This window comes from Priestia sp. FSL R5-0597 (assembly GCF_038006305.1).
Taxonomy (GTDB): Bacteria; Bacillota; Bacilli; order Bacillales; family Bacillaceae_H; genus Priestia; species Priestia zanthoxyli.
Genome location: NZ_JBBOUZ010000001.1, coordinates 2,823,358 through 2,843,321, shown reverse-complemented (window position 1 = coordinate 2,843,321; position 19,964 = coordinate 2,823,358). Strand labels below are relative to the sequence as shown.

Here is a 19,964-nt window from a genome sequence, read left to right as displayed (position 1 = left end):
TTCCATAGTTATACACAAGAAATATCATTTATTTAAACTCATTACGTTTATATAGATAGGATAATGAAATTTGAGAGCTGAAAAAATGGGTGTTTGTTTGTACTATTTGTATCAAAAAGAGAGGAGAAGGGATAGAAAATAAAAAAAAGGCATGCCAAAGAAGCCCCTTATGAAGCTGTAAGTTCGGCAGGGACTTGATCTTGAAGATTTTTTGAAAGCTCTTTTCGAATGAGCGTACGGATTTTCCCACCGTAATTTTCAACGACTTGAGCATCATGGCTGAAGAAGGCCTGTTCAATCAATGTATAAAGGGCAGACTTCACTCGTTCAATACCATATTCAAAAGAAAGCTGAACCAAATCAGCGATGTCTTCGTTTTGGAATGAAGACATAACAATTCCTGTAGAATCTGTGCTGTGTCCAGATAATTTTACAAAAGTCTCTTCAATAGTACGTCGAATCGCCGCATCGTATTGATCTCTCTTTTCTTGTTTTGACATCTTGCCATTTTTAGCTCCGTCTTTTAAAACAAAGAAAATAGTAGATCCTTGGACAACGGTTTTAAATGCGCTCGCCTGCGTTTCAGCTATTTTTTGCATCATACCCTTGTAGTGAGTATATTTCGGCGTAAAAATTTTATAGTCATTAAAGCTAATTTTTGAAGTGTTTTCTCCAGGATTAAACTGACGCTTAATCGTATCGTTGTCATAAACCAATTCTTTGCGCAGCTCTAAGCGAAGGGCATTTACGTTTTCAATTAGAATAAGTTCTTCAAAGCGAGTATATTCTAATTCCATAAACCCAAAGCCGTGTTCTTCAAAATATTGGGGGTAGGGAACAATACAAATATTGATTCCTTTGCCGCTGCGAGAATAGGAAATTAATTCTGTTTCTGCTAATACTACATTGTTGTTGCGAACTGTTCGAACTGTACAATTCAAAGCGGCTGCAATCTCTTTTTCAGAAACATCACAAATAATACCTCTTTCATCAACGTGAAGGAAGTGATAAAAAATTAATTGTGAAATTTGAGATTTAGATAAACGGTGATGTTCTGCCACTGTTTTGATTGTAGGGTTCCCATGAGCGTCTAGGTCCATGTGATCTTCAATATCTTTATATTTTTCTACGGTGCTAGACAATTGGCGAATAATTTGTTTTCCAATTTTCGCAAATTCTTTTTTTATCATGAGAATCCCTCCAATCTATTTCATATCAACAATAATTTATTAGGGTAAAATAACAAAGAATACCTTGTGAAAATTATATCAATAAGAAACAGAATCGCAAACGAACGAGTAGTACGCGAAAAACGGCAAAAGGCTCAAAGAATGCTGTCATAGCAAGGGATTCAGCGTATAGGTTTTTTAGTACGACAAAAACGGCAAAAGCAAGCAAGCGCCGGTAGAACAGTGTTTGTTACGATCAGTAAAAATCAAAAAAAACTTTATGCGTTTTAGTACGTAAAAAACGGCAAAAGGCTCAATATAGTACGCCGAAAATAGCAAAAGTGAAGAGTGGTACGCCAAAAACAGCAAAAGTGATCTCGATTCACCTAAAAAAAGGGAAAAAAATCACTTCTCTGATCGCTGTAAATAACACAATGAATTTCAATAGTACGTCAAAAATGGCAAAAGCTATTTTTAGTACGTGAAAAACGTCAAAAACGACCTAGTAGTACGCTAAAAACAGCAAAAGTTATCGTTTGGTACGTCAAAAATGGCAAAAGCTTTATATATGCTGCGAAAAAAATAAAAAATAGGGTTTGAAAAAGACATAACAAAGGGAAAAGCAATGTTTAGTACGCAGAAAACGGCAAAAGTAGTGAAGGAGTACGTAAAAAACGGCAAAAGGTAGGATTGTTTTACGAAAAAAAGAGAATAATTAACAATTAATAAGTGATGACGAGTAAATAAAATGAATTTAGTACGTCAAAAACAGCAAAAGAAGCAAAGTAGTACGTCAAAAACAGCAAAAGACAGTAATTAGTACGCAGAAAACGGCAAAAGTAGCGGAGGAGTACGTCAAAAACGGCAAAAGCTTTTGTGTAGTACGTTAAAAATGACAAAACTTCCAAACTATGAAATGAAAATAGAGGGAGATTTTGTATCAAAAAGACGAAAATGGCAAAATGTCAAATAAAAAAGGAAGGGAATGATTTACCCTTCCAATGTTTCTCTATGTTCTCCTCCAAAATAGTCTTGAATTTCATAATTTTGAAGAGGAATAAAAGAGATTTCAAATCCTTGAAGTTTTTGCTGATAACTTTGGATCAGTACTTGATTGCTAACAAATTCTGCTAGAGATTCATTAATTAATTTTAGGTTTACATCAATTTTCTTTGAACGAAAACGAACTTTTGAAGCAAAATATTGATACGGGTAAAAATGAGTGTAAGACTTTTCTTGTAAATAACAGTCTAAACGCTCTTTTTGAAATGCATAAAGCAGTAAAGAAGACAGCGAGTTATCTTTAAACTTTTTAATAACATCACTGTAAATTTGTACAAACTGCTGATTTAAAAAGCCTTGATGCGTATCATCGCTAAATACAATCGTTGCATATCGTCTGCCCGTTACTTCATCGGTTTCAATAACAGCCTTTTGAAAGAAGTTGATCGCAAATTTTGTATCTCTGGAATTTTTCTTCTTTGCTACACCTTCTACGTGATATCTGGCAATTTTCATAATGCGGGCTTCAACGGCTTCATAGTTTTTTACACCTTTTGAATTATAAATTTCTTTCACGATATCCGCTAAATCAAGAGTCACCGTTTTTTCTTTATAAAACATCTCGTCGCGCTGTGAAAGAGCAAACTGGATAATTTGGGAATCTTTTGGGTCTAAAACCATATTTCGTTTGGAAAGAACCGTTTGATTATCATTCACAGGGATAATGGTGCGAATGAAATATTCTTCATCAACTTTATAGTCATTATATAAAACGACTTCTTGGGAGTTTGTTTTAACTTCCATATTGGTTTTAAGAGAATGACTTTCGTTTGAGAAGATAGGCGCCTCTACCCACGAATTTAATCGTTTATCAATCCAGTTGCTTAAATTTCCATTGTATTTTTCTAAGATGATTTCCGCAATTAAAAAAGTAAAGTCCGTGTGAAATGCTTTCTCTATTTGATAATTCATTTTTGAATCTAAATAAGGAAAATCGGTAATGTTTGTTTTTTTGCTTTTAGCCCATGCCTCTACTTCTTTTAACTTTATCTTTAAAATATCTTCAGGTTTTTCCACGCCAAACAGCTTTTTTAAGTGTTCGGTATCCACTTTTTTATCCATCACTTTTTTGGCTAATTCAATGTCTTCAAAAATAGGATTAGGCTTTTCTGCTTTAATATCTTTTTTTAATGTTTGCAGCCAGTTTTTCTTATTTGATTGTCTTCTTTTGTAGGCTGGGTTTCGTATTTCCTTAGGATTTATTAATTTATTCTCTAAAACAAACGTATCTTGCAATATATTTAAAATGTAGTCTTCTATAAAATCTTTTTCATTCGAAAAAAACGAATGAGAATCATATAAAAAGTCTATGCACTTTGCTTTGATATTGTCATCGATCGCATCGCTGATTTGTTTAATAAGGTAAGGAGAAAAATTGGATGGTTCGTTCATGTTGACCTCCTCTGTATGTATTTAATCTGTAACACTCTTATTATATCTTTTTTGAACGATACTCTAAAGGCTAAAAGGAAAATTCGTTTTTGTGAATGCTGTTTTATATCAAATTAGCCTAACCAGCTATTAGTATATAAAGGCTTATTGCAAATATAAAATTCTTTCTTTATAGCGCTTGTACAATTTTAGATGTAAGGAGAGTATTATAGTAGCTTTATAAAAGAGAAAAGCAAAGTACATTCATTGAGTTTGAAAATGGAAAAGTTTATACTTGCCAAGTACAATCTTTTTACAAATAGGGGGAATAAATATGTTGTTAAAACCTAAAGCAATTTTTTTAGATATGGACGGTACGATATTAAATCGCTCCAACAAAGTAAGTATTCAAACAAAAGAAACCATTGACGAATTACGAAAACAGGGAATTTTTGTTTTTATTGCTACGGGAAGAGCGTTTGATGAAATAGAAGAGTTAGTTCCTGAAGGCTTTCAAGTAGATGGATTTATCACATCAAATGGTATGGCAGGATACGTAGGAAAAGAATCAGTCTTTCAGCATTCGCTTTCACTTCAATTGGTGGAAACTATTATTGAAAAAGCAAGAGCGAACAAGGTATACTACGAGCTTTTCCCGTATGGCACACCTCGCGTGACGTTAAAACAAGATCAGCCGTATGTTGAAAATGAAATTAAAGAGCCAAAACCAGACAGTGTGGAAATTAACGAATGGCTTTCTCGTAAACAAGCAATTAAAGAAGAAATTGACTGGAAAGATTCCGTAGAAGGAAGTGAATTTTCAAAGTTCTATTTCTTTGCAAGAACGCACGAGCATATCGATAAATGGAAAGAAGAGCTTGAAAAACTCAAGCAAGAAACAGACTTTACAACTTCTACTTCATCTAAACACAATGTCGAAGTGATGGTGGCAAACGTAAATAAAGCAACGGGAATTCAGCAAATGCTAAAACATTTTAATTTGCCCGAGCAAGACATTCTAGCAATTGGCGACAGCAACAATGATTTACCAATGTTTCAGTTTGCCAGCTACGCTGTAGCTATGAAAAACGCGCCGGATCATATTAAAGAAATTGTCGATGACATAACGGAATTTAACTGTGACGAAAACGGCGTATCTCATTATCTTTCTAAATTTTTATTACAAAAAGCTACTAGAAGTAATCCCGTTTTATAAAAATGAATCTATTTCACGACAATGCATTATAACCAGCTCTTCAAAACATCGTCTTTTAGGCGATGTTTTTAGTATACATAAGGTGAAAAGTAAACCGTTCATTATTTTTATTTATAAACAACATAATTATATAACTATCCTCGTACCTATCCCTGCAAAACACCTCTCAGCCCTGATGAGTGCCACCATGCCAAAGCATAAAACATTTTAAAATCTAAACTTTTTCTTTCTTCAAACTTTTTATAAAATGCGCAGAAAAGGGATTGTATCTCCGTATATTTAATGCTAATATAACATTTAATGAAAATAGTATAACATATTTATCTTTATTTCATAATTAGTATGACATAAATTCTTAATTTAATTGTTTTGTTAAAGTGTTTATAATCACAGTGACCAGCATATTTATCTATTCATTACTATTAAATTGTGTATCTTGTAAGCTGCTAAATAAAAATATTAGCGTTATTAAACTATCAAAATCAAAGAATAGGAAGATTTAATGTGAATAAAAGAAAAATTGTCTATATAGTTTCCGACTCAGTAGGTGAAACGGCTGAGCTGATGGTAAAAGCAGTTTTAACTCAATTTAGTGGAGAAGATATTGAAATTCAAAATACTTCTTACGTAGAAAATGAGGAAAATATTGATAATATCATTGCCGAAGCAAGGTGTAACGAAGCCATCATTGCGTATACCATCGTCATCCCACCTTTAAAACAGTATCTTGACCAAACGGCACAAGAAGAAGGAATTGTAGCCATTGATTTGATGACTCCTCTTATGAGTGCCTTTAGCCAAACCTTTAATAAAGAACCTAATCTTCAACCGAGATTAACAAGAAAATTAGACGATAACTATTTTCGAAGAGTAGAAGCAGTTGAATTCGCTGTTAAATATGATGATGGACAAGACTTCAGAGGCATCAAGCGAGCTGATCTAGTGTTGATTGGTGTTTCGAGAACATCTAAGACGCCACTTTCTATGTATTTAGCTCATAAAAGTCTTAAAGTAGCGAATATACCGTTAGTTCCAGAAGTGACGCCTCCTGATGAACTTTTTACTATTCCAAAAAATAAATGTATTGGTTTAGTTATTACACCGGATAAGCTCAATGAAATCCGAAAAGAACGATTAAAAAATTTAGGTTTAGCGTCTCAAGCCAATTATGCCAATGTAGATCGAATCCTTGAAGAGCTGGACTATGCTGAGAAAATTATGAAGCGCATTGGTTGTCCTATTGTTAATGTCTCAGGTAAAGCAGTTGAAGAAACCGCTGAAGTGATATTGAGCATGTTAAAAAAGGACAAGATGAAAGGCTATGTATAAAAACTCCCATTATGTAAGACAGACAACTTGTCAGACATACTTAATTTATAGAGAGTCAGGTAGAACAGGCGTGTTGCTAAAAGGTGCTTTTTTAAAATATAAAAGATAAGGAAGATTGTGATGAGCAATGTATATAAAAAAACAGACGTTATCTTAATTGGGGCCGGAGTGATGAGCGCAACGCTGGGATCTTTACTAAAAGAGTTAGTGCCGGAATGGGAAATCAAAGTATTTGAGAAACTCGCAGATGCAGGAGAAGAAAGCTCCAATGAATGGAATAATGCAGGGACTGGGCATGCTGCCCTGTGCGAGTTGAACTATACATCTGAACAAGCTGACGGATCTATAGATATTACGAAAGCAGTGCGAATTAATGAACAGTTTCAGCTTTCAAGGCAATTTTGGTCGTATCTTGTAAGCAGTAATTTAATTCATCATCCGCAAGAGTTTATTATGCCAATCCCTCATATGAGTTTCGTACAAGGAGAAAAGAACGTATCCTTTTTGAAAAAACGTTTTGAAGCGCTATCAAATAATCCGTTGTTTCAAGGGATGGAGTATTCGGATCGTCCTGAAAAGTTAAAAGAATGGATGCCGCTTGTTATGAAAGGCCGTACATCGACTGAAGCAATTGCGGCAACCAAAATTGACTCAGGAACGGACGTGAACTTTGGAGCTTTAACTCGTATGTTGTTTACACATTTAAAAAGTAAAAGCGTAGAAATAAACTATAACCACAGCGTTGAAAATCTGACACGTACCGCAGACGGCTCGTGGGAAGTAAAAGTACATGATATCCATAGCGGCAAACAGGAATATCACACGGCGAACTTTGTTTTTATCGGAGGAGGAGGCGGAAGTCTGTCTTTACTCCAAAAAACGGGTATTCCTGAGTCCAAACATATTGGAGGGTTCCCGGTAAGCGGATTATTTATGGTATGCAATAATCCCGAAGTTGTAGCGCAGCATCACGGGAAAGTGTACGGAAAAGCAAAGGTTGGCGCTCCGCCGATGTCGGTTCCACATCTTGATACACGCTATATCGACCGCAACAAAACACTGCTGTTTGGACCTTTTGCCGGATTTTCACCAAAGTTCTTAAAAACGGGTTCAAATTTGGATTTAATCAATTCTGTAAAACCGAATAATATCTTAACGATGTTAGCAGCAGGCGTCAAAGAGATGGGCTTAACGAAATACTTGATTCAACAGGTGCTATTGTCCAATGAAAAGCGTATGGAAGAACTTCGCGAATTTATTCCAAACGCAAAAAGCGAAGACTGGGATATCGTCGTAGCGGGTCAGCGTGTACAGGTAATCAAAGATACGGAAGCCGGAGGTAAAGGAACTCTTCAATTCGGTACAGAAGTTGTGAGTTCAGCGGATGGTTCCGTTGCTGCATTGCTCGGGGCCTCGCCAGGCGCTTCGACTGCCGTTCATGTTATGCTTGAAGTGCTAGAAAAATGTTTCTCGCAGCATATGAAGAACTGGGAACCAAAAATAAAAGAAATGATTCCTTCTTACGGCTTGTCACTGGTAAAAAATCCAGCGCTTTTTAACGAAATTCATGCTTCTACAGCACAAACGCTGAATTTAAGTAAAAAAGAACTTGTATACCGATGATTTTAGGCGGCCTTTGGCACGTATGCTTTAGATTAAAAGAATTTTTTTAGGCTGCTTTATAAAGTGTTTAAAATATAAGTGAAATCTATAAGGAAAAATGAAGGAGCTTCGTTATATAACGGGCTTCTTTTTATTTATTTCCTTTGCTAGCAGAATTTACTTCGTATACATGATATAATTCTTATTAGTAAGCGTTTACATATAATGGAGTGAAGAATTGGAAAATAGCTATTTTGAGGAGCCGATAAAAGATGATTACAACTAATACATCTTTACTAACGAAAGAACAAACGATTTTTAGCCATTCAGGGAATAAAATTAAATTAGAAGACAGAGAGATTAATATTGTTGCTCGATTTGAAGAGCCTCTTGTTCTAGTTTTAGGAAATGTCCTAAGTACCGAAGAATGTGACGAACTTATACAGCTATCCAAAGATAAAATGCAGCGATCAAAAATTGGAGCTGAACGTGAAGTAAACAGTATTCGAACGAGTAGCGGCATGTTTTTTGAAGAAAGTGAAAACGAGCTTGTACATCAAATTGAAAAGAGACTTTCTAAGATAATGGGACCGTCTATTGAATATGCTGAAGGCCTTCAAGTTTTAAAATACTTGCCTGATCAAGAATACAAAGCGCATCACGACTATTTCACTTCTGCAAGTAAAGCATCTAAAAATAACCGTATTAGTACATTGGTTATGTACTTAAATGATGTGGAAGAAGGAGGAGAAACTTATTTTCCTAAGCTGGGTCTTTCCGTATCTCCGACAAAGGGAATGGCCGTGTACTTTGAGTATTTTTATAGTGATGCTGAACTTAATGACCGTACTCTCCACGGGGGAGCTCCTGTTATAAAAGGAGAAAAGTGGGTCGCTACCCAGTGGATGCGCAAACAAAAAATTCGATCGTAAAAACAAAGGTTTGAAGAGTCCTATTAGCTATTGTTAGTAAGGGCTCTTATTTATGTTACAAAAAAATAGTCATCATGGTAGTCAGTTATTATATTGAAATATTCACACTTATTCTATTTGTGCGGCTATTCCTGATTCTTATAAGCCGGTAGACGATAAATGTATTTGTAGTGTAAAATATCCTCATGATTAAAAATCTGGATACACAAAAACGAAAAATGTGTCGTGAAATAAAAATAAAATAGATGCTATTTAAAATAATGACTTTAAAACAGGCTGCGCGAAAAACTCGTGAAAGGTATTTTCACGAGTTTTTGTTTTTAGGTGATTTACACTATTTATAAAATCATTTTACTTTTATATAGTAGATAGGGAATGTGTTAAAGGAGGACCCGGGTTTTGAAAGAAATAAAAGCAATTATTTACATCATGATCGCGATGTTTATGCTGCTTCTTACTGGATGCAGTGATGAGCAGGCAAGTCATTCAAGCACACCTTCTACGGATACAAAACAAGAAGTTCAAGTAGAAGGTTCATCAGATCAAGAAGAAGACCATAGTCCTTCTAAAGCAAGTCGTGAAGACGTAGTAGGTGAGGCAGCTACGGTAGAAAGAGTGGTGGATGGCGATACGCTTAAAGTAAAAATGCTGAACGGAAAGACGGATCGCGTACGACTACTTCTTGTCGATACCCCAGAAACAAAGCATCCCAAACTAGGCGTACAGCCCTTTGGTCCAGAAGCATCTGCTTACACGAAAAAAAGGCTAGAAGGGCAGGAGATCACTCTTGAATTTGATGTGCAAGAACGTGATCAATATGGACGGTTACTTGCGTATATATGGATAGACAATGAGCTATACAATGAAGAGCTGCTAGCAAAAGGGCTAGCCCGCGTAGCGGTATTTCCTCCTAACACAAAGTACGTAGACGAATTTAAGAAAATACAGGAGCAGGCTCGAAAAAGCGAAAAAGGCATCTGGAGTATTGAAAACTATGCCCAAGAAAAAGGATATAATACGGATGCTGTAAAAAATCAGTCCTCTTCTAATCGAAAAGATACTCAATCTGCCACAAGCTGCGAAGGTAAAATAAAAGGAAATCAAAACTCTAAAATTTATCACGTGCCAACAGGGGCACACTACAATCAAACAATGAACAACGTCATTTGGTTCTGTACTGAAAAAGATGCACAAGAAGCAGGATACACAAAAGCAAAGAACTAACAAAGAAATTCAGTAATTGCTGAGTTTGTTTTTTCGAGTTCAGTAAAGATCGAGATTGTTGTCTTTTGTATGAGGTAAATAAGGCTTATGACAGGATCAATGCAAAAAAGATGCTGAGACAAAAGTATTTTAGACGAAGTGAAAAACGCACCACTCATCAACATGTTTGATGAGTGGTGCGTTTTTAGATTGGGTTCATCTCGTAATGTCTCAGCCTCTTTTATTTTATTGAACTAGAAAATAGTCATTTCGCTGTGCTTTCTGTAAAATGTACAGCTTCTTTCTTGTTAATTTTACGAGTATATAAATTATTGCCAATCAAACTTCCTACAGTAATGAGTGCACCAGCTAATTCAAATGTAGACAAGTGATAACCTTGAATAACGGAGATAATAAAAGTAGTTACAGGAACCATGTTCATAAATAGAATACCATTTACAGGAGTAATCAGTCGATTCCCGATATTCCAAACAAAAAAGGCTAATACTCCTGCAATAAATGCTGTATAAAACAGTGCTCCTGATACATCCTTCACTGCGGAAACAGATGGAGTTTTTAACCAGCCTAATAACGTACCGATAGATACAATAATAATGTAAGAAAAGTAAATGATATGCAGCTAAGCTATCCCATAGGACTAGTACAACGAAAAAATCAAATAGCTGGGAACCTGCAGACAGCGTTATTGAATGAGCTGCGGCGTGAGCTTACCGCTTGGAAAGCACCCTGGTAATGTGGAGACATTTAGGAGCAGAAGTTAAGTGCTTTCGAACGGGATGTATGATGAAAATTATGAGTTCAACGAAGGCATTACAGAAGAGGGTGCTTCTGTAAGTTATGAAGAACGTGAACATATGTTAGTAATCACCACTATCTGTACATAATAGTTCTGTCTTTTCTTTGTATATATTCTGATGTTTAAGGCAGACCTAGAGCGGCCTTAATGGTTTAGATTCTACCTAATTTGTTAAATACCATCCAACAAAGAGCGGCCAATTCGTATAAGAAGACGCAGGGGCCATATGAGCAGCTGAGGCACTTGTAAAAGAACCTCCGCTATAAGTTCTCTCCCGCTCATCGTATTATCTTTCTGCTGACAGCGTTTTTTCATAGTCATCATCCATTCATTTGAAAATATACATTAATTATACAATGAAAGGAAGATTAGGAGTTAATTTTTTCTTTCTTTTCTTTTTCGTGTTAAAGTAGATAGGTAAGAAGTTTTGCTACAAATAACGCAAGCGAAGAGAATAAAGGGAGTTTGAAAATCGTGAAAATAAGGAAAGCAAGAAAAGAAGATGCTTCTGCTGTAACGGAATTACTTTATGACATGCTTGGGAGTATTGCACGCTCTCATACGGCGGCTACAACGAATGAAGAAGCGCTTTTAAGACTTAAAGCGTTTATTCTGTCTGAGAAGAATCGCTATAGCTATCATCATATTACAGTCGCAGAAGTCGATGAGAAGGTAGTTGGACTTATGCTTTGCTACGAAGGAAGTATGTTACAAACGCTTTATGAACCAGTTAAGCGTTTTGTGCGTGCGAAACTTAATAATCCAGCGTGGGAAATTGATATAGAAACTGAACATGGAGATTATTATATTGATTCTCTATGTGTAGACGAAGATTACCGCGGAAAAGGGATAGGAACGGCTCTTTTAAATGTAGCCAAGCAAGAAGCCAAAAAGCGTAAGATGTTTTTATCGTTAAACGTTGAATACGATAACATAGAAGCCAAAAAATTGTATCAGCGTATAGGCTTTCAAGAGCATAAAACCATTTTTATTGATAAAAAACCATTTTTTTATATGAAGACTGCCTGATCATCTTTACGGTAGTATTTTTTGTGATAAAATGGATATATAAGTAAAATAATAAGAACCAACAGCTCAGCACTTTTGCTGAGCTTTCCTGTAAATCGCGTAAACGTATCAAAATGGAAAGAATCCTACATCCAATGGACCATAAGCAAGCGGTCATGAAAGTATGTTTGCTGATGTGCCACATGAAAGGAGCGTGCATGAACATCAGAGATCTTCCGTTTAATATGAGTTATCGATTTAATGAACAGCTTCGAGAAGTTCCGGTTAACCCACACCAAATGAAGCAGGGAATCATCTATTTAAAGAAACGAGCTCTTGAAGAAGAGGATGAGTGTGCCGCTGCTAAAACATATGGACATATTGGTGTATATGAGCGCATACTTGGAGAATTAACGAGCAGTGAAAGACACTTGCAGCTGGCCATTTATCTATATGACCGACATGCTGATACAATAGGTGAATTTTTGAATACGATCCGACTTGGACATACATATCACTGGCAAGAACAGTGGGATAAGGCGAATGAAACGTTTCAGCTACTCATTGAACAATTAAAAGCAGATGAAGACCTTCACATATATGAAGACTTTGTCTATCAGCATTATGGAAAATGTTTACTTGATCAGCGGGTTGTTTCCAGAGCACATCACTATTTTCAACGCGCGTTAGAAATTCGATTGAAAAAAGGCGATAAAGAATTAATTGAGTCGACTAATTCCTGCATCCGTCTTTGCTTAAATAAATTAAAACATTCCTAGTATACATAAAAGATAAATGACTCATAGCCTTGGTTACACATAATGCATAAACTTTCCGATTGACAAACGTATGTGAACATATTATAGTCATACATGGCAATTTAAGAATACGTAATATAAAAACTAAACATAAGCGTCTCTTCTCTTTTGGAGAAGGGGCTTTTTTATGTGAATTTTTATGCCGAGGAGGGTTTAATTGATGAGTAAAACAGTAAAAGATGTCATCTTTTTATTAATAGGTTCGTTTGTATTTTCACTTGCAGTTAACATGTTCGTCATTCCAATAGGACTGGGTGAAGGCGGCGTTACGGGTATATCCATTATTTTATATTATACAACGCATCTTTCAACAGGCGTCACTAACTTTATTCTAAACGGTATCTTGCTTATCGTAGGGTATAAATTTTTAGAGAAAAAAACCATCGTCTATACAATGATTACGATTATCACTACATCTATTTTTCTTCACGTAACTGAAGGCTGGGGTCTTCATCTTCGCGAAGAGCTCATTGGCATGGTTTTTGCCGGTGTACTGCTAGGCGTTGGAATTGGGATGATTTTGCGAGTTGGTGGAACAACAGCAGGGTCAGCCATTATTGCTCGAATTCTAAATAAGTTTTTAAACTGGAAAGTCAGTCATGCACTTTTAATTGTTGATTTACTAGTGGTATTGGCTTCTTATTTTATTATTGGAATCGAAAAGTTACTATTTACGATCGTCATGCTTTACATTACAACAAAAGTAATTGACTTCGTTATTGAAGGATTTGATGCCAAAAAGGCCGTTACCGTTATTTCAAGCAACAAAAACGAGGTAGCGGACCAAATCAATGAACAGCTTGATCGCGGGGTAACGATTCTAAACGGTCGAGGGAACTATACAAAAGAATCAAAAGAAATTTTGTACGTTGTCATTAATAAACAAGAGCTTCTTAAACTTAAAAAGTTAATTAAAAAAATTGATGATGAAGCATTTGTGATTGTACACGATGTACGAGACGTAATTGGAAAAGGCTTTTTAAGCGCATAAAGCTGTGGTTCTTGGCAATTTTTTCTGACGTTGGTGTTTTCCGAAAAAGTATGATATAAGTGTGTCTAAAGACAATTCAATATACGAAAGGAAGAACCCATATGCGTAATAAAAGGCATGTAAAACGTCTTCTTCAACGTCGAATCCGTTCTTTACGATACGTTGTCTTGATTTTATTTACGATACTGATCTTAAAGTACGTTAGTGAAATTATGTAACTTTTTTATATAAGTCTTATCGCTCATTTGGAGTGCTTTTTCTTTTAAATTAGTAAACCGATTTGTATAATAGGTTTTAAGAAGGAGGAGTTCCATGAGCATTCCCAAACCATTAGTTCAGCTTAATCAACTCTTTATCGTTATAACGGTTTTGATCGCTTTACTTGCGGCAAAGTGGCTTTTACTTTTGCCTTTTCTCGTTGGAGTAGTCACACTTGCAACAAAGCGTAATCCCGTAATTATGGCAGGGAAAACTCTTCTCCGAAAGCCTGCTTCTTCTTATCAAATGGAAGACCGGGCTCAGCAGCTTTTTAACCAATGGATTGCAACGATATGTGTGGGAGTTGCTTTCATTTTTTTTTTAATGGGTTATACGCTTGTCGGCTATATATTTAGTATAATGGTGATTCTTGCTGCAGGTGTAGCGCTGATGGGGTATTGTATAGGCTGCACGATTCGTTATCGATATATGATGTGGAAATATAAAAGAAAAAAATACCCTGCATAAACAAAGCCTCGAGAAGGCTTTGTTTTTTTTTTGCTCATTTGTATACGTTATCAATAAATTTAATCATCATAACGGATGAAAACAGATGTTAGAGCACCTGTATCCTTTAAAAACCTTTGTTGACAAAGTAAGGTAAACAAATTAAACTTTTTATGATAATAATAATCGTTACGATTTAAAGGAGGGGAATTATAGTTAGAGACAGTACATAAAAAAGGATAGCTTTTAATAAAGGAAGGGTTTATATGAAAAAAAAGATAAGTCTGCTATGCTTAACGCTTGCTACGATAGGTATGCTAGCGGCATGTTCGAGTAAATCTGCGAGTACCGGACAAGAGAGGGAAACAAAATCACTTACTTTTGTATCGAATTTTCCAAGTGACACGCTCGATCCACAGTTAAATTACACCACTGTAAGAGCCGGCATTGCGGAAACACTAGTCAAAGTCAATGAGCAATTACAGATTGAACCATGGCTCGCAAAGAAATGGAAAACAGAAGATAATGGGACGACCTGGATATTTGAGATTAGAGGCGGGATTACGTTTCAAAATGGCAAGGATCTGAATGCTGAAGCCGTGAAACATTCGTTAGAAAGAACGATAAAAGAAAGCGAAGCAATGAAAAGTGCACTTAAAATTAAAGAAATGAAAGCCAGTGGCCAAATCTTGATCATTACAACAACAGAGCCGCTTGCTACGCTGCCTTCTGAACTTGTTCATCCAAACACGGCAATTATTGATGTAGATACTTCAGATATAAAAAGTAAACCAGTGGGAACGGGACCATTTAAAGTAGCTTCGTTTAAACCGGATAGTGAAATGAAAGTAAAAAAATACAAAGAATACTGGGATGGGGAACCAAAATTGGATGAAGTTGTGTTAACATTTAATGATGATGAAAATGCACGCACGTCTGCTTTACAATCAGGTGAAGCTGATATTGTATATCGTCCGGCAATTGAAAGCTTAAATACTTTAAAACAAGATTCATCTATTGTAGTAGATATACAGCCGAGCCTCAGAAATCAAATGCTTTTCTATAATTCAAGGCAAGAAGCGTTTAAAGATAAAAATGTGAGAAAAGCGTTTGATGTATTATTAAATCCCACGGATGTTGTCAACACAGCGCTCGCAGGTCAAGGTTCACCAGCAGCAGGTCCATTTTTAGATAGTTTGGATTTTTCGAACGATCAAAAAACGAAAACCTACGGACCAAGTGAGGCTCAAAAACATTTAGAAAAAGCCGGTTATATACTCGAGGATGGAAAAGCAATAAAAAATGGAAAACAACTTTCTTTTAAGCTTGTTACATACCCTTATCGTCCAGAACTGCCTTTAATGTCACAAATGCTTCAGTCAGAAGCCAAAAAGATTGGTGTGAAAATAGACATTCAACAAGTGGAAAATATGGATGAGTATATGACAACAAAAGATGATTGGGGAATCGTTACATACAGCCTAGTAACCGCGCCGCGAGGAGATGCAGGATATTTCTTTAATGCTCTTTATACGGAGGGAGGGGCATTTAATGTTGGACATTTTCATGAACCAGCATTAGCTTCCATTATTGATGAGCTTAATAAAACCGTTGATCAAAAACAGCGCAATAAGTTAGCAAGACAAGCGGGAGAAATAGCAGAAAAGGAAACGCTGCATTCTTCGATTGTTCACCCGAACAATTTTGTAGCCTATAGAGACAATGTGAAAAATTGGGTTACAGCCAAAAGTGAATACTATGTGATAACAAAGGATTTAGATGTGAAATAGATATGAAATTAATTGGTAAAAGAATAATAGAATTACTCATTTTTTTAGTTATCCTATCGTTTCTCAGCTTTGTTTTAATGAAGCTGGCTCCAGGAGACCCAGTTAAGCAAATGCTCCGCGTAGATGACGTGGCAGTTTCTGAGGAACAAATAAATAGTTTGCGAACAGAGCTAGGGTTTAACGAACCCGTATATATTCAATATGTAAAGTGGCTGAAGCGTTTTTTTCAGTTTGATTTAGGATCTTCATATATGACAAAAGAGCCTGTCATCGACGAATTAGTTGAGAAGTTTCCGGCTACGCTGCGCTTGACGGTTGCATCTTTGGTTGTGATGCTTTTAATAGCTGTGCCACTCGGAACGCTGTCAGCACTATATCCAAATAAGTGGATTGATTATCTCAGCAGAAGTATTTCTTTAATTGGAGCGTCTATTCCAAGCTTTTGGCTCGGTCTTTTGTTTATACAGCTGTTCTCTGTACGTCTTCAATGGCTTCCTTCAATGGGTACAGGCACAGCAGCCCATCTTGTGCTGCCTTCTTTAACACTTGGTTTTGCCATGTCCGCTGTGTATATGCGAATGATTAGAGCTAGTCTGCTAGAAGGATTGAAACAAGATTTTGTACGATCTGCTCGAGCAAGAGGAATAAGTGAAAGCCGCATTTTTATTTTCCATGCGTTTCGGTATAGCTTAACACCCATTCTTACCATTTTAGGGACAAGCTTAGGGAGTTTACTTGGAGGAACGGTTATTATTGAAGTGCTTTTTGCTTATCCTGGAATCGGAAAACTAGTTATTGATGCGATTATGAATCGTGATTATCCTGTGATTCAAGGGTATATTTTGTGGATGGGCCTGTTTGTTGTTTTAATCAATTCACTTGTGGATTTGAGCTACAAATATGTAAATCCCCAGCTCTATGTAAAGGGAGGGGATAAAACTTGAAAAAGCCGCAGCTTCTTTTTGTAGTAATAAGCATGTGTGGTATTGTGCTTATTTTATTTTGTCTGTTTGGAAGTCAGCTAATACCAATGGACCCCACACAAGTCAATATGCAAGACCGGCTTCAAAAAGCCAACAGTGATCACTGGCTAGGGACTGATCACTTAGGCAGAGATCTTTTTTCACGAATCATAGCTGGAGCTCAGACTACGATTGGAACTAGTTGTCTTGTCTTAGCGCTCTCTCTTTTGATTGGAGTCCCGGTTGGTTTAGTTTCAGGGTATATTGGAGGAAAGATAGATCGCTTTTTAATGAGAATTGTAGATGCTTTTTTAGCTTTTCCTGATTATATTGCAGCCATTGTCTTAAGTGGACTGTTAGGGCCTGGATTATTTAACTTAATTGCTGCGATGGTTATTGTAAAGTGGGTTAGTTATGCAAGGGTAGTGCGGAGTATTGTGCTTCAAGAAAAGTCAAAAGAATATGTGCTGATTGCTAAATTAAACGGAGTGGGAACACTGCCTTTAATCCTTCGCCACTTTCTTCCTCACGTCGGGGGACATATTCTTGTTCTTGCTACGCTGGATATAGGGAAAATCATTTTAATGATGGCCTCATTATCCTATATTGGACTAGGGACTCAGCCGCCTACTCCGGAATGGGGAACGATGCTAAATGAAGGCAGGGCTTACTTTTACAATGCTCCGCAGCTAATGTTGATACCAGGTGTGGCCATTATTTTATTTGTGCTGACGTTTACAGCTTTAGGTGAATATATTCGAGGGAAATATCAAGTTAATCGATAAAAGAGGTGATCGTCATCGTTTTAGAAGTAAAGCATCTAGCCATTTATAATAAAACAAAACAAATCATAAAAGACGTTTCTTTCACAATCGAACAAGGACAGTGGATGGCGCTCGTTGGAGAAAGCGGAAGCGGGAAAAGCATCACTGCTGCTTCGATAGGAGGACTGCTGCCTTCAGGTGTGACGCTTAAAGAAGGCTCTATCACCTTTAAACAGAAAGGAGAGGCTCCTATCCTTGGAAAAGATATTTCGTATATCTTTCAAGATTATCGAAGCGCTTTTACGCCTTTTTTAACAATTGGAAAGCAGTTTGATGAAACGGTTCGTACTCATAGTGAGCTGTCTAAAAAAGACAGGAAAGCCGCCGTTTTTCAGGCTTTAAAAGCGGTGAATTTACCTAATGAACGCGTGTATAAAAGCTATGCTGCTCAGCTGAGCGGAGGACAGCTTCAGCGAGCAGCAATTGCTTTAGCGCTGGTGATGAAGCCTGCCTTGATTATCGCAGATGAACCAACTACGGCTTTAGATAGCGTGGCAGCAGCTGAAGTTCTTCAGCTGCTGTATAAGCTGAAAGAAGAAGCTGGCTGTGCCATTCTGTTTATTACTCATGATTTGCGTCATGTGCGGAAATATGCGGACCGGGGAGCCATTATGCTAGCAGGAGAAATCGTGGAAGAAAACAGTATCGAATCTCTGCTTCACACTCCGCGTCATTTTTACACAAAAAAACTGTTTAACGCCATTCCTTCTTTACGGAAAACGCCTGATCGATTGTTAGATACGCAGAAAAAAGTGTTGATATAGGAGTGAGATATGAAAGAAAAAAATATATTACGCGTCACGCAGCTTGTGAAACAGTATAAAGACGTTAAAGCGCTAAATAATGTTTCCCTGCATATCGATAAAGGGGAATGTGTGGGGATTGTCGGAGAAAGTGGAAGCGGAAAAAGTACGCTTGTAAAAAGCGTGCTAAGGTTAACAGAGACTCAGCAGGGAGAAGTATGGTTTGCAGAGAAACCTCTTCACCGGTTAAAAGGGAAAAAACTGCAGCAAGCTCGTCTAGGCATGCAAGTGGTATTTCAAAACCCCGCGGCTTCTTTTAATCCAAAAGTAAAAATCATCGATTCTTTGCTCGAGCCTTTGCGGCAGCAGCGAACCGTTCCTTCATTTTTATCTCATGTGAGCAGAAATGAAAAAGAAATCGCTTTTTATTTGTTAGAAAAAGTCGGAATTAACGCAGAATATGCGTTGAATTATCCCCATGAACTCAGCGGAGGACAGCTTCAGCGTGTAGCGATTGCGCGTGCCATTAGCGTAGGTCCGTCTCTGGTACTGTTAGACGAACCAACAGCGAGCCTTGATGTTACGGTACAAGCAAAGATTTTAAATTTATTAAAAGATTTGCAGGAGACTTTTCAGCTGTCTTATCTTTTTATTTCGCATGATTTAGCAGCAGTAAAATTTATGAGCAGTCGCATGATGGTTATGCAGCAAGGCGAGGTTATCGATCAATTTGACCGTGCACAGCTATTTGATAAAAACAGGCATCCCTATACAAAAAAGCTTGTGCGTTTATTTGAATAGAAAATAAAGCTCTTCGTTTAATATACTAAACGAGAGCTTTTTTATAAATGAGAATGAGACAAAGTCAGGGACGCGGCGGTGGAGTATGCATATGGATAAAGTGATAGCCTGCTTGGCAGAGCATGATAAAACTAATGGTGAGTACAACAAGAGGAATTAGCTTGTTTTTTCCTCGTTCTTCATATAGTCCGGCTGCGCTTAAAAGAAAGCCAATAGTAGCTAAAGGAGGAGAGGCGCGAAAGAATAAATCTGCAGCTGTAAACCCTTGGTTTGTATATTTATAATAAAAAAATAGACCTGTAATTAATAAAAATAGTCCAATCCAAAACAGCGTAAGTTTTCCAAAAAGGGTTTTAGGCACTGTGTTTTCACTCCTTTTGTCAGTCAAGTACCATAAAATACTAGCATAAAACGTTTTGGTTTGCATTAGAGAAAAAGAACTTGAATGATACAATATGTATAGAAGAACAGGTTTGAAGTAGGGGGAGATGAAGTATTCAAAGCGCTTCATGTAAAAAAATACATATCGTTGGATCCGTTGGAAGTGGAAAAACGACTCTAGCCCGTTTGTTATCCCATAGATTAGAAGTTCCTCACATCGTAAGAAAAAGCCGCTCAGTT

The 19,964-nt window shown here is 36.7% G+C and carries 20 protein-coding genes and 1 pseudogene; 16 read left to right on the top strand and 5 right to left on the bottom strand.

The window, feature by feature from the left end:
• Window positions 1-167 precede the first annotated feature (167 nt).
• Both MKX72_RS14515 and MKX72_RS14510 read right to left on the bottom strand, forming a co-directional pair.
• Window positions 168-1,190 carry a hypothetical protein gene (locus MKX72_RS14515; protein WP_033579375.1) on the bottom strand — a complete coding sequence of 341 codons (1,023 nt, stop codon included), beginning with the start codon at window positions 1,188-1,190 and terminating at the stop codon, window positions 168-170.
• A 969-nt stretch (window positions 1,191-2,159) separates the two neighbouring features.
• On the bottom strand, window positions 2,160-3,623 hold the full coding sequence (locus tag MKX72_RS14510; RefSeq protein ID WP_013083667.1) for a hypothetical protein: 1,464 nt from the start codon (window positions 3,621-3,623) through the stop codon (window positions 2,160-2,162).
• A 313-nt stretch (window positions 3,624-3,936) separates the two neighbouring features.
• Here MKX72_RS14510 and MKX72_RS14505 point away from each other — a divergent pair, with 313 nt between their 5' ends.
• From MKX72_RS14505 to MKX72_RS14485, 5 genes are all read left to right on the top strand, one after another.
• Window positions 3,937-4,818: an HAD family hydrolase gene (locus tag MKX72_RS14505; RefSeq protein ID WP_033579374.1), complete on the top strand. Its 882-nt coding sequence runs from the start codon at window positions 3,937-3,939 to the stop codon at window positions 4,816-4,818.
• Between the two features lie 504 nt (window positions 4,819-5,322).
• Window positions 5,323-6,147, top strand: a complete 825-nt coding sequence (locus MKX72_RS14500; protein WP_042992073.1) for a pyruvate, water dikinase regulatory protein — start codon at window positions 5,323-5,325, stop codon at window positions 6,145-6,147.
• 120 nt (window positions 6,148-6,267) lie between these two features.
• Window positions 6,268-7,770 (top strand): malate:quinone oxidoreductase, encoded by a 1,503-nt coding sequence (locus tag MKX72_RS14495; RefSeq protein ID WP_033579372.1) that lies wholly within the window; start codon window positions 6,268-6,270, stop codon window positions 7,768-7,770.
• A 251-nt stretch (window positions 7,771-8,021) separates the two neighbouring features.
• Entirely contained in the window at window positions 8,022-8,681 is a 660-nt protein-coding gene (locus tag MKX72_RS14490; protein ID WP_033579371.1) for a 2OG-Fe(II) oxygenase, read from the top strand.
• A 399-nt stretch (window positions 8,682-9,080) separates the two neighbouring features.
• Entirely contained in the window at window positions 9,081-9,905 is an 825-nt protein-coding gene (locus MKX72_RS14485; protein WP_033579370.1) for a thermonuclease family protein, read from the top strand.
• A 244-nt stretch (window positions 9,906-10,149) separates the two neighbouring features.
• Here the strand turns inward: MKX72_RS14485 and MKX72_RS14480 are convergent, their stop codons facing one another.
• Window positions 10,150-10,440, bottom strand: coding sequence for an EamA family transporter (locus MKX72_RS14480; protein WP_051137148.1), 291 nt, complete (start codon window positions 10,438-10,440; stop codon window positions 10,150-10,152).
• Between the two features lie 226 nt (window positions 10,441-10,666).
• On the opposite strand from MKX72_RS14480, the gene MKX72_RS14475 reads away from it, so the two are divergent.
• On the top strand, window positions 10,667-10,789 hold the full coding sequence (locus MKX72_RS14475) for a hypothetical protein (RefSeq protein WP_255219794.1): 123 nt from the start codon (window positions 10,667-10,669) through the stop codon (window positions 10,787-10,789).
• 83 nt (window positions 10,790-10,872) lie between these two features.
• Here the strand turns inward: MKX72_RS14475 and MKX72_RS14470 are convergent, their stop codons facing one another.
• A complete protein-coding gene (locus tag MKX72_RS14470) occupies window positions 10,873-11,016 on the bottom strand; it encodes a hypothetical protein (RefSeq protein ID WP_155017337.1) in 144 nt (47 codons plus the stop codon).
• A 159-nt stretch (window positions 11,017-11,175) separates the two neighbouring features.
• Between MKX72_RS14470 and MKX72_RS14465 the strand changes: the two genes are divergently transcribed.
• The 9 genes from MKX72_RS14465 (at window position 11,176) to MKX72_RS14425 (ending at window position 19,343) form a co-directional block, all read left to right on the top strand.
• A complete protein-coding gene (locus tag MKX72_RS14465) occupies window positions 11,176-11,730 on the top strand; it encodes a GNAT family N-acetyltransferase (protein WP_033579369.1) in 555 nt (184 codons plus the stop codon).
• Between the two features lie 197 nt (window positions 11,731-11,927).
• Window positions 11,928-12,488, top strand: coding sequence for a hypothetical protein (locus MKX72_RS14460; protein ID WP_028412912.1), 561 nt, complete (start codon window positions 11,928-11,930; stop codon window positions 12,486-12,488).
• A gap of 199 nt (window positions 12,489-12,687) precedes the next feature.
• Window positions 12,688-13,518, top strand: a complete 831-nt coding sequence (locus MKX72_RS14455) for a YitT family protein (RefSeq protein WP_028412913.1) — start codon at window positions 12,688-12,690, stop codon at window positions 13,516-13,518.
• Window positions 13,519-13,830: 312 nt separating this feature from the next.
• Entirely contained in the window at window positions 13,831-14,244 is a 414-nt protein-coding gene (locus MKX72_RS14450) for a DUF4395 domain-containing protein (RefSeq protein ID WP_155007997.1), read from the top strand.
• Window positions 14,245-14,489: 245 nt separating this feature from the next.
• The gene (gene nikA / locus MKX72_RS14445) at window positions 14,490-16,013 is read left to right on the top strand and encodes a nickel ABC transporter substrate-binding protein (RefSeq protein ID WP_033579367.1); all 1,524 of its coding nucleotides are present in this window, start codon (window positions 14,490-14,492) and stop codon (window positions 16,011-16,013) included.
• A gap of 2 nt (window positions 16,014-16,015) precedes the next feature.
• Entirely contained in the window at window positions 16,016-16,957 is a 942-nt protein-coding gene (gene nikB / locus MKX72_RS14440; protein ID WP_033579366.1) for a nickel ABC transporter permease, read from the top strand.
• Entirely contained in the window at window positions 16,954-17,760 is an 807-nt protein-coding gene (nikC, locus tag MKX72_RS14435) for a nickel transporter permease (RefSeq protein WP_033579365.1), read from the top strand. The genes nikB and nikC overlap by 4 nt, the downstream gene beginning before the upstream one ends.
• 5 nt (window positions 17,761-17,765) lie before the next feature.
• Complete coding sequence (locus tag MKX72_RS14430; RefSeq protein WP_033579364.1) at window positions 17,766-18,563, top strand: ABC transporter ATP-binding protein; 798 nt, start codon at window positions 17,766-17,768, stop codon at window positions 18,561-18,563.
• A 9-nt stretch (window positions 18,564-18,572) separates the two neighbouring features.
• Window positions 18,573-19,343: an ABC transporter ATP-binding protein gene (locus MKX72_RS14425; RefSeq protein ID WP_033579363.1), complete on the top strand. Its 771-nt coding sequence runs from the start codon at window positions 18,573-18,575 to the stop codon at window positions 19,341-19,343.
• Window positions 19,344-19,407: 64 nt separating this feature from the next.
• Here the strand turns inward: MKX72_RS14425 and MKX72_RS14420 are convergent, their stop codons facing one another.
• Window positions 19,408-19,704 carry a hypothetical protein gene (locus tag MKX72_RS14420; protein WP_028412920.1) on the bottom strand — a complete coding sequence of 99 codons (297 nt, stop codon included), beginning with the start codon at window positions 19,702-19,704 and terminating at the stop codon, window positions 19,408-19,410.
• Window positions 19,705-19,838: 134 nt separating this feature from the next.
• Between MKX72_RS14420 and MKX72_RS14415 the strand changes: the two are divergent.
• Window positions 19,839-19,940: pseudogene (locus tag MKX72_RS14415) on the top strand (DNA topology modulation protein FlaR); the annotation flags it as partial.
• Between the last annotated feature and the right edge of the window lie 24 nt (window positions 19,941-19,964).

What these genes read in the sequence shown, in the direction of transcription:
- MKX72_RS14490 (WP_033579371.1), top strand. Translation starts at nt 8,022, where the DNA reads ATGATTACAACTAATACATCTTTACTAACGAAAGAACAAACGATTTTT.
- MKX72_RS14470 (WP_155017337.1), bottom strand. Translation starts at nt 11,016, where the DNA reads ATGAAAAAACGCTGTCAGCAGAAAGATAATACGATGAGCGGGAGAGAA.
- MKX72_RS14425 (WP_033579363.1), top strand. Translation starts at nt 18,573, where the DNA reads ATGAAAGAAAAAAATATATTACGCGTCACGCAGCTTGTGAAACAGTAT.
- MKX72_RS14455 (WP_028412913.1), top strand. Translation starts at nt 12,688, where the DNA reads ATGAGTAAAACAGTAAAAGATGTCATCTTTTTATTAATAGGTTCGTTT.
- nikA (WP_033579367.1), top strand. Translation starts at nt 14,490, where the DNA reads ATGAAAAAAAAGATAAGTCTGCTATGCTTAACGCTTGCTACGATAGGT.
- MKX72_RS14460 (WP_028412912.1), top strand. Translation starts at nt 11,928, where the DNA reads ATGAACATCAGAGATCTTCCGTTTAATATGAGTTATCGATTTAATGAA.
- nikB (WP_033579366.1), top strand. Translation starts at nt 16,016, where the DNA reads ATGAAATTAATTGGTAAAAGAATAATAGAATTACTCATTTTTTTAGTT.
- MKX72_RS14515 (WP_033579375.1), bottom strand. Translation starts at nt 1,190, where the DNA reads ATGATAAAAAAAGAATTTGCGAAAATTGGAAAACAAATTATTCGCCAA.
- MKX72_RS14505 (WP_033579374.1), top strand. Translation starts at nt 3,937, where the DNA reads ATGTTGTTAAAACCTAAAGCAATTTTTTTAGATATGGACGGTACGATA.
- MKX72_RS14495 (WP_033579372.1), top strand. Translation starts at nt 6,268, where the DNA reads ATGAGCAATGTATATAAAAAAACAGACGTTATCTTAATTGGGGCCGGA.
- MKX72_RS14450 (WP_155007997.1), top strand. Translation starts at nt 13,831, where the DNA reads ATGAGCATTCCCAAACCATTAGTTCAGCTTAATCAACTCTTTATCGTT.
- MKX72_RS14510 (WP_013083667.1), bottom strand. Translation starts at nt 3,623, where the DNA reads ATGAACGAACCATCCAATTTTTCTCCTTACCTTATTAAACAAATCAGC.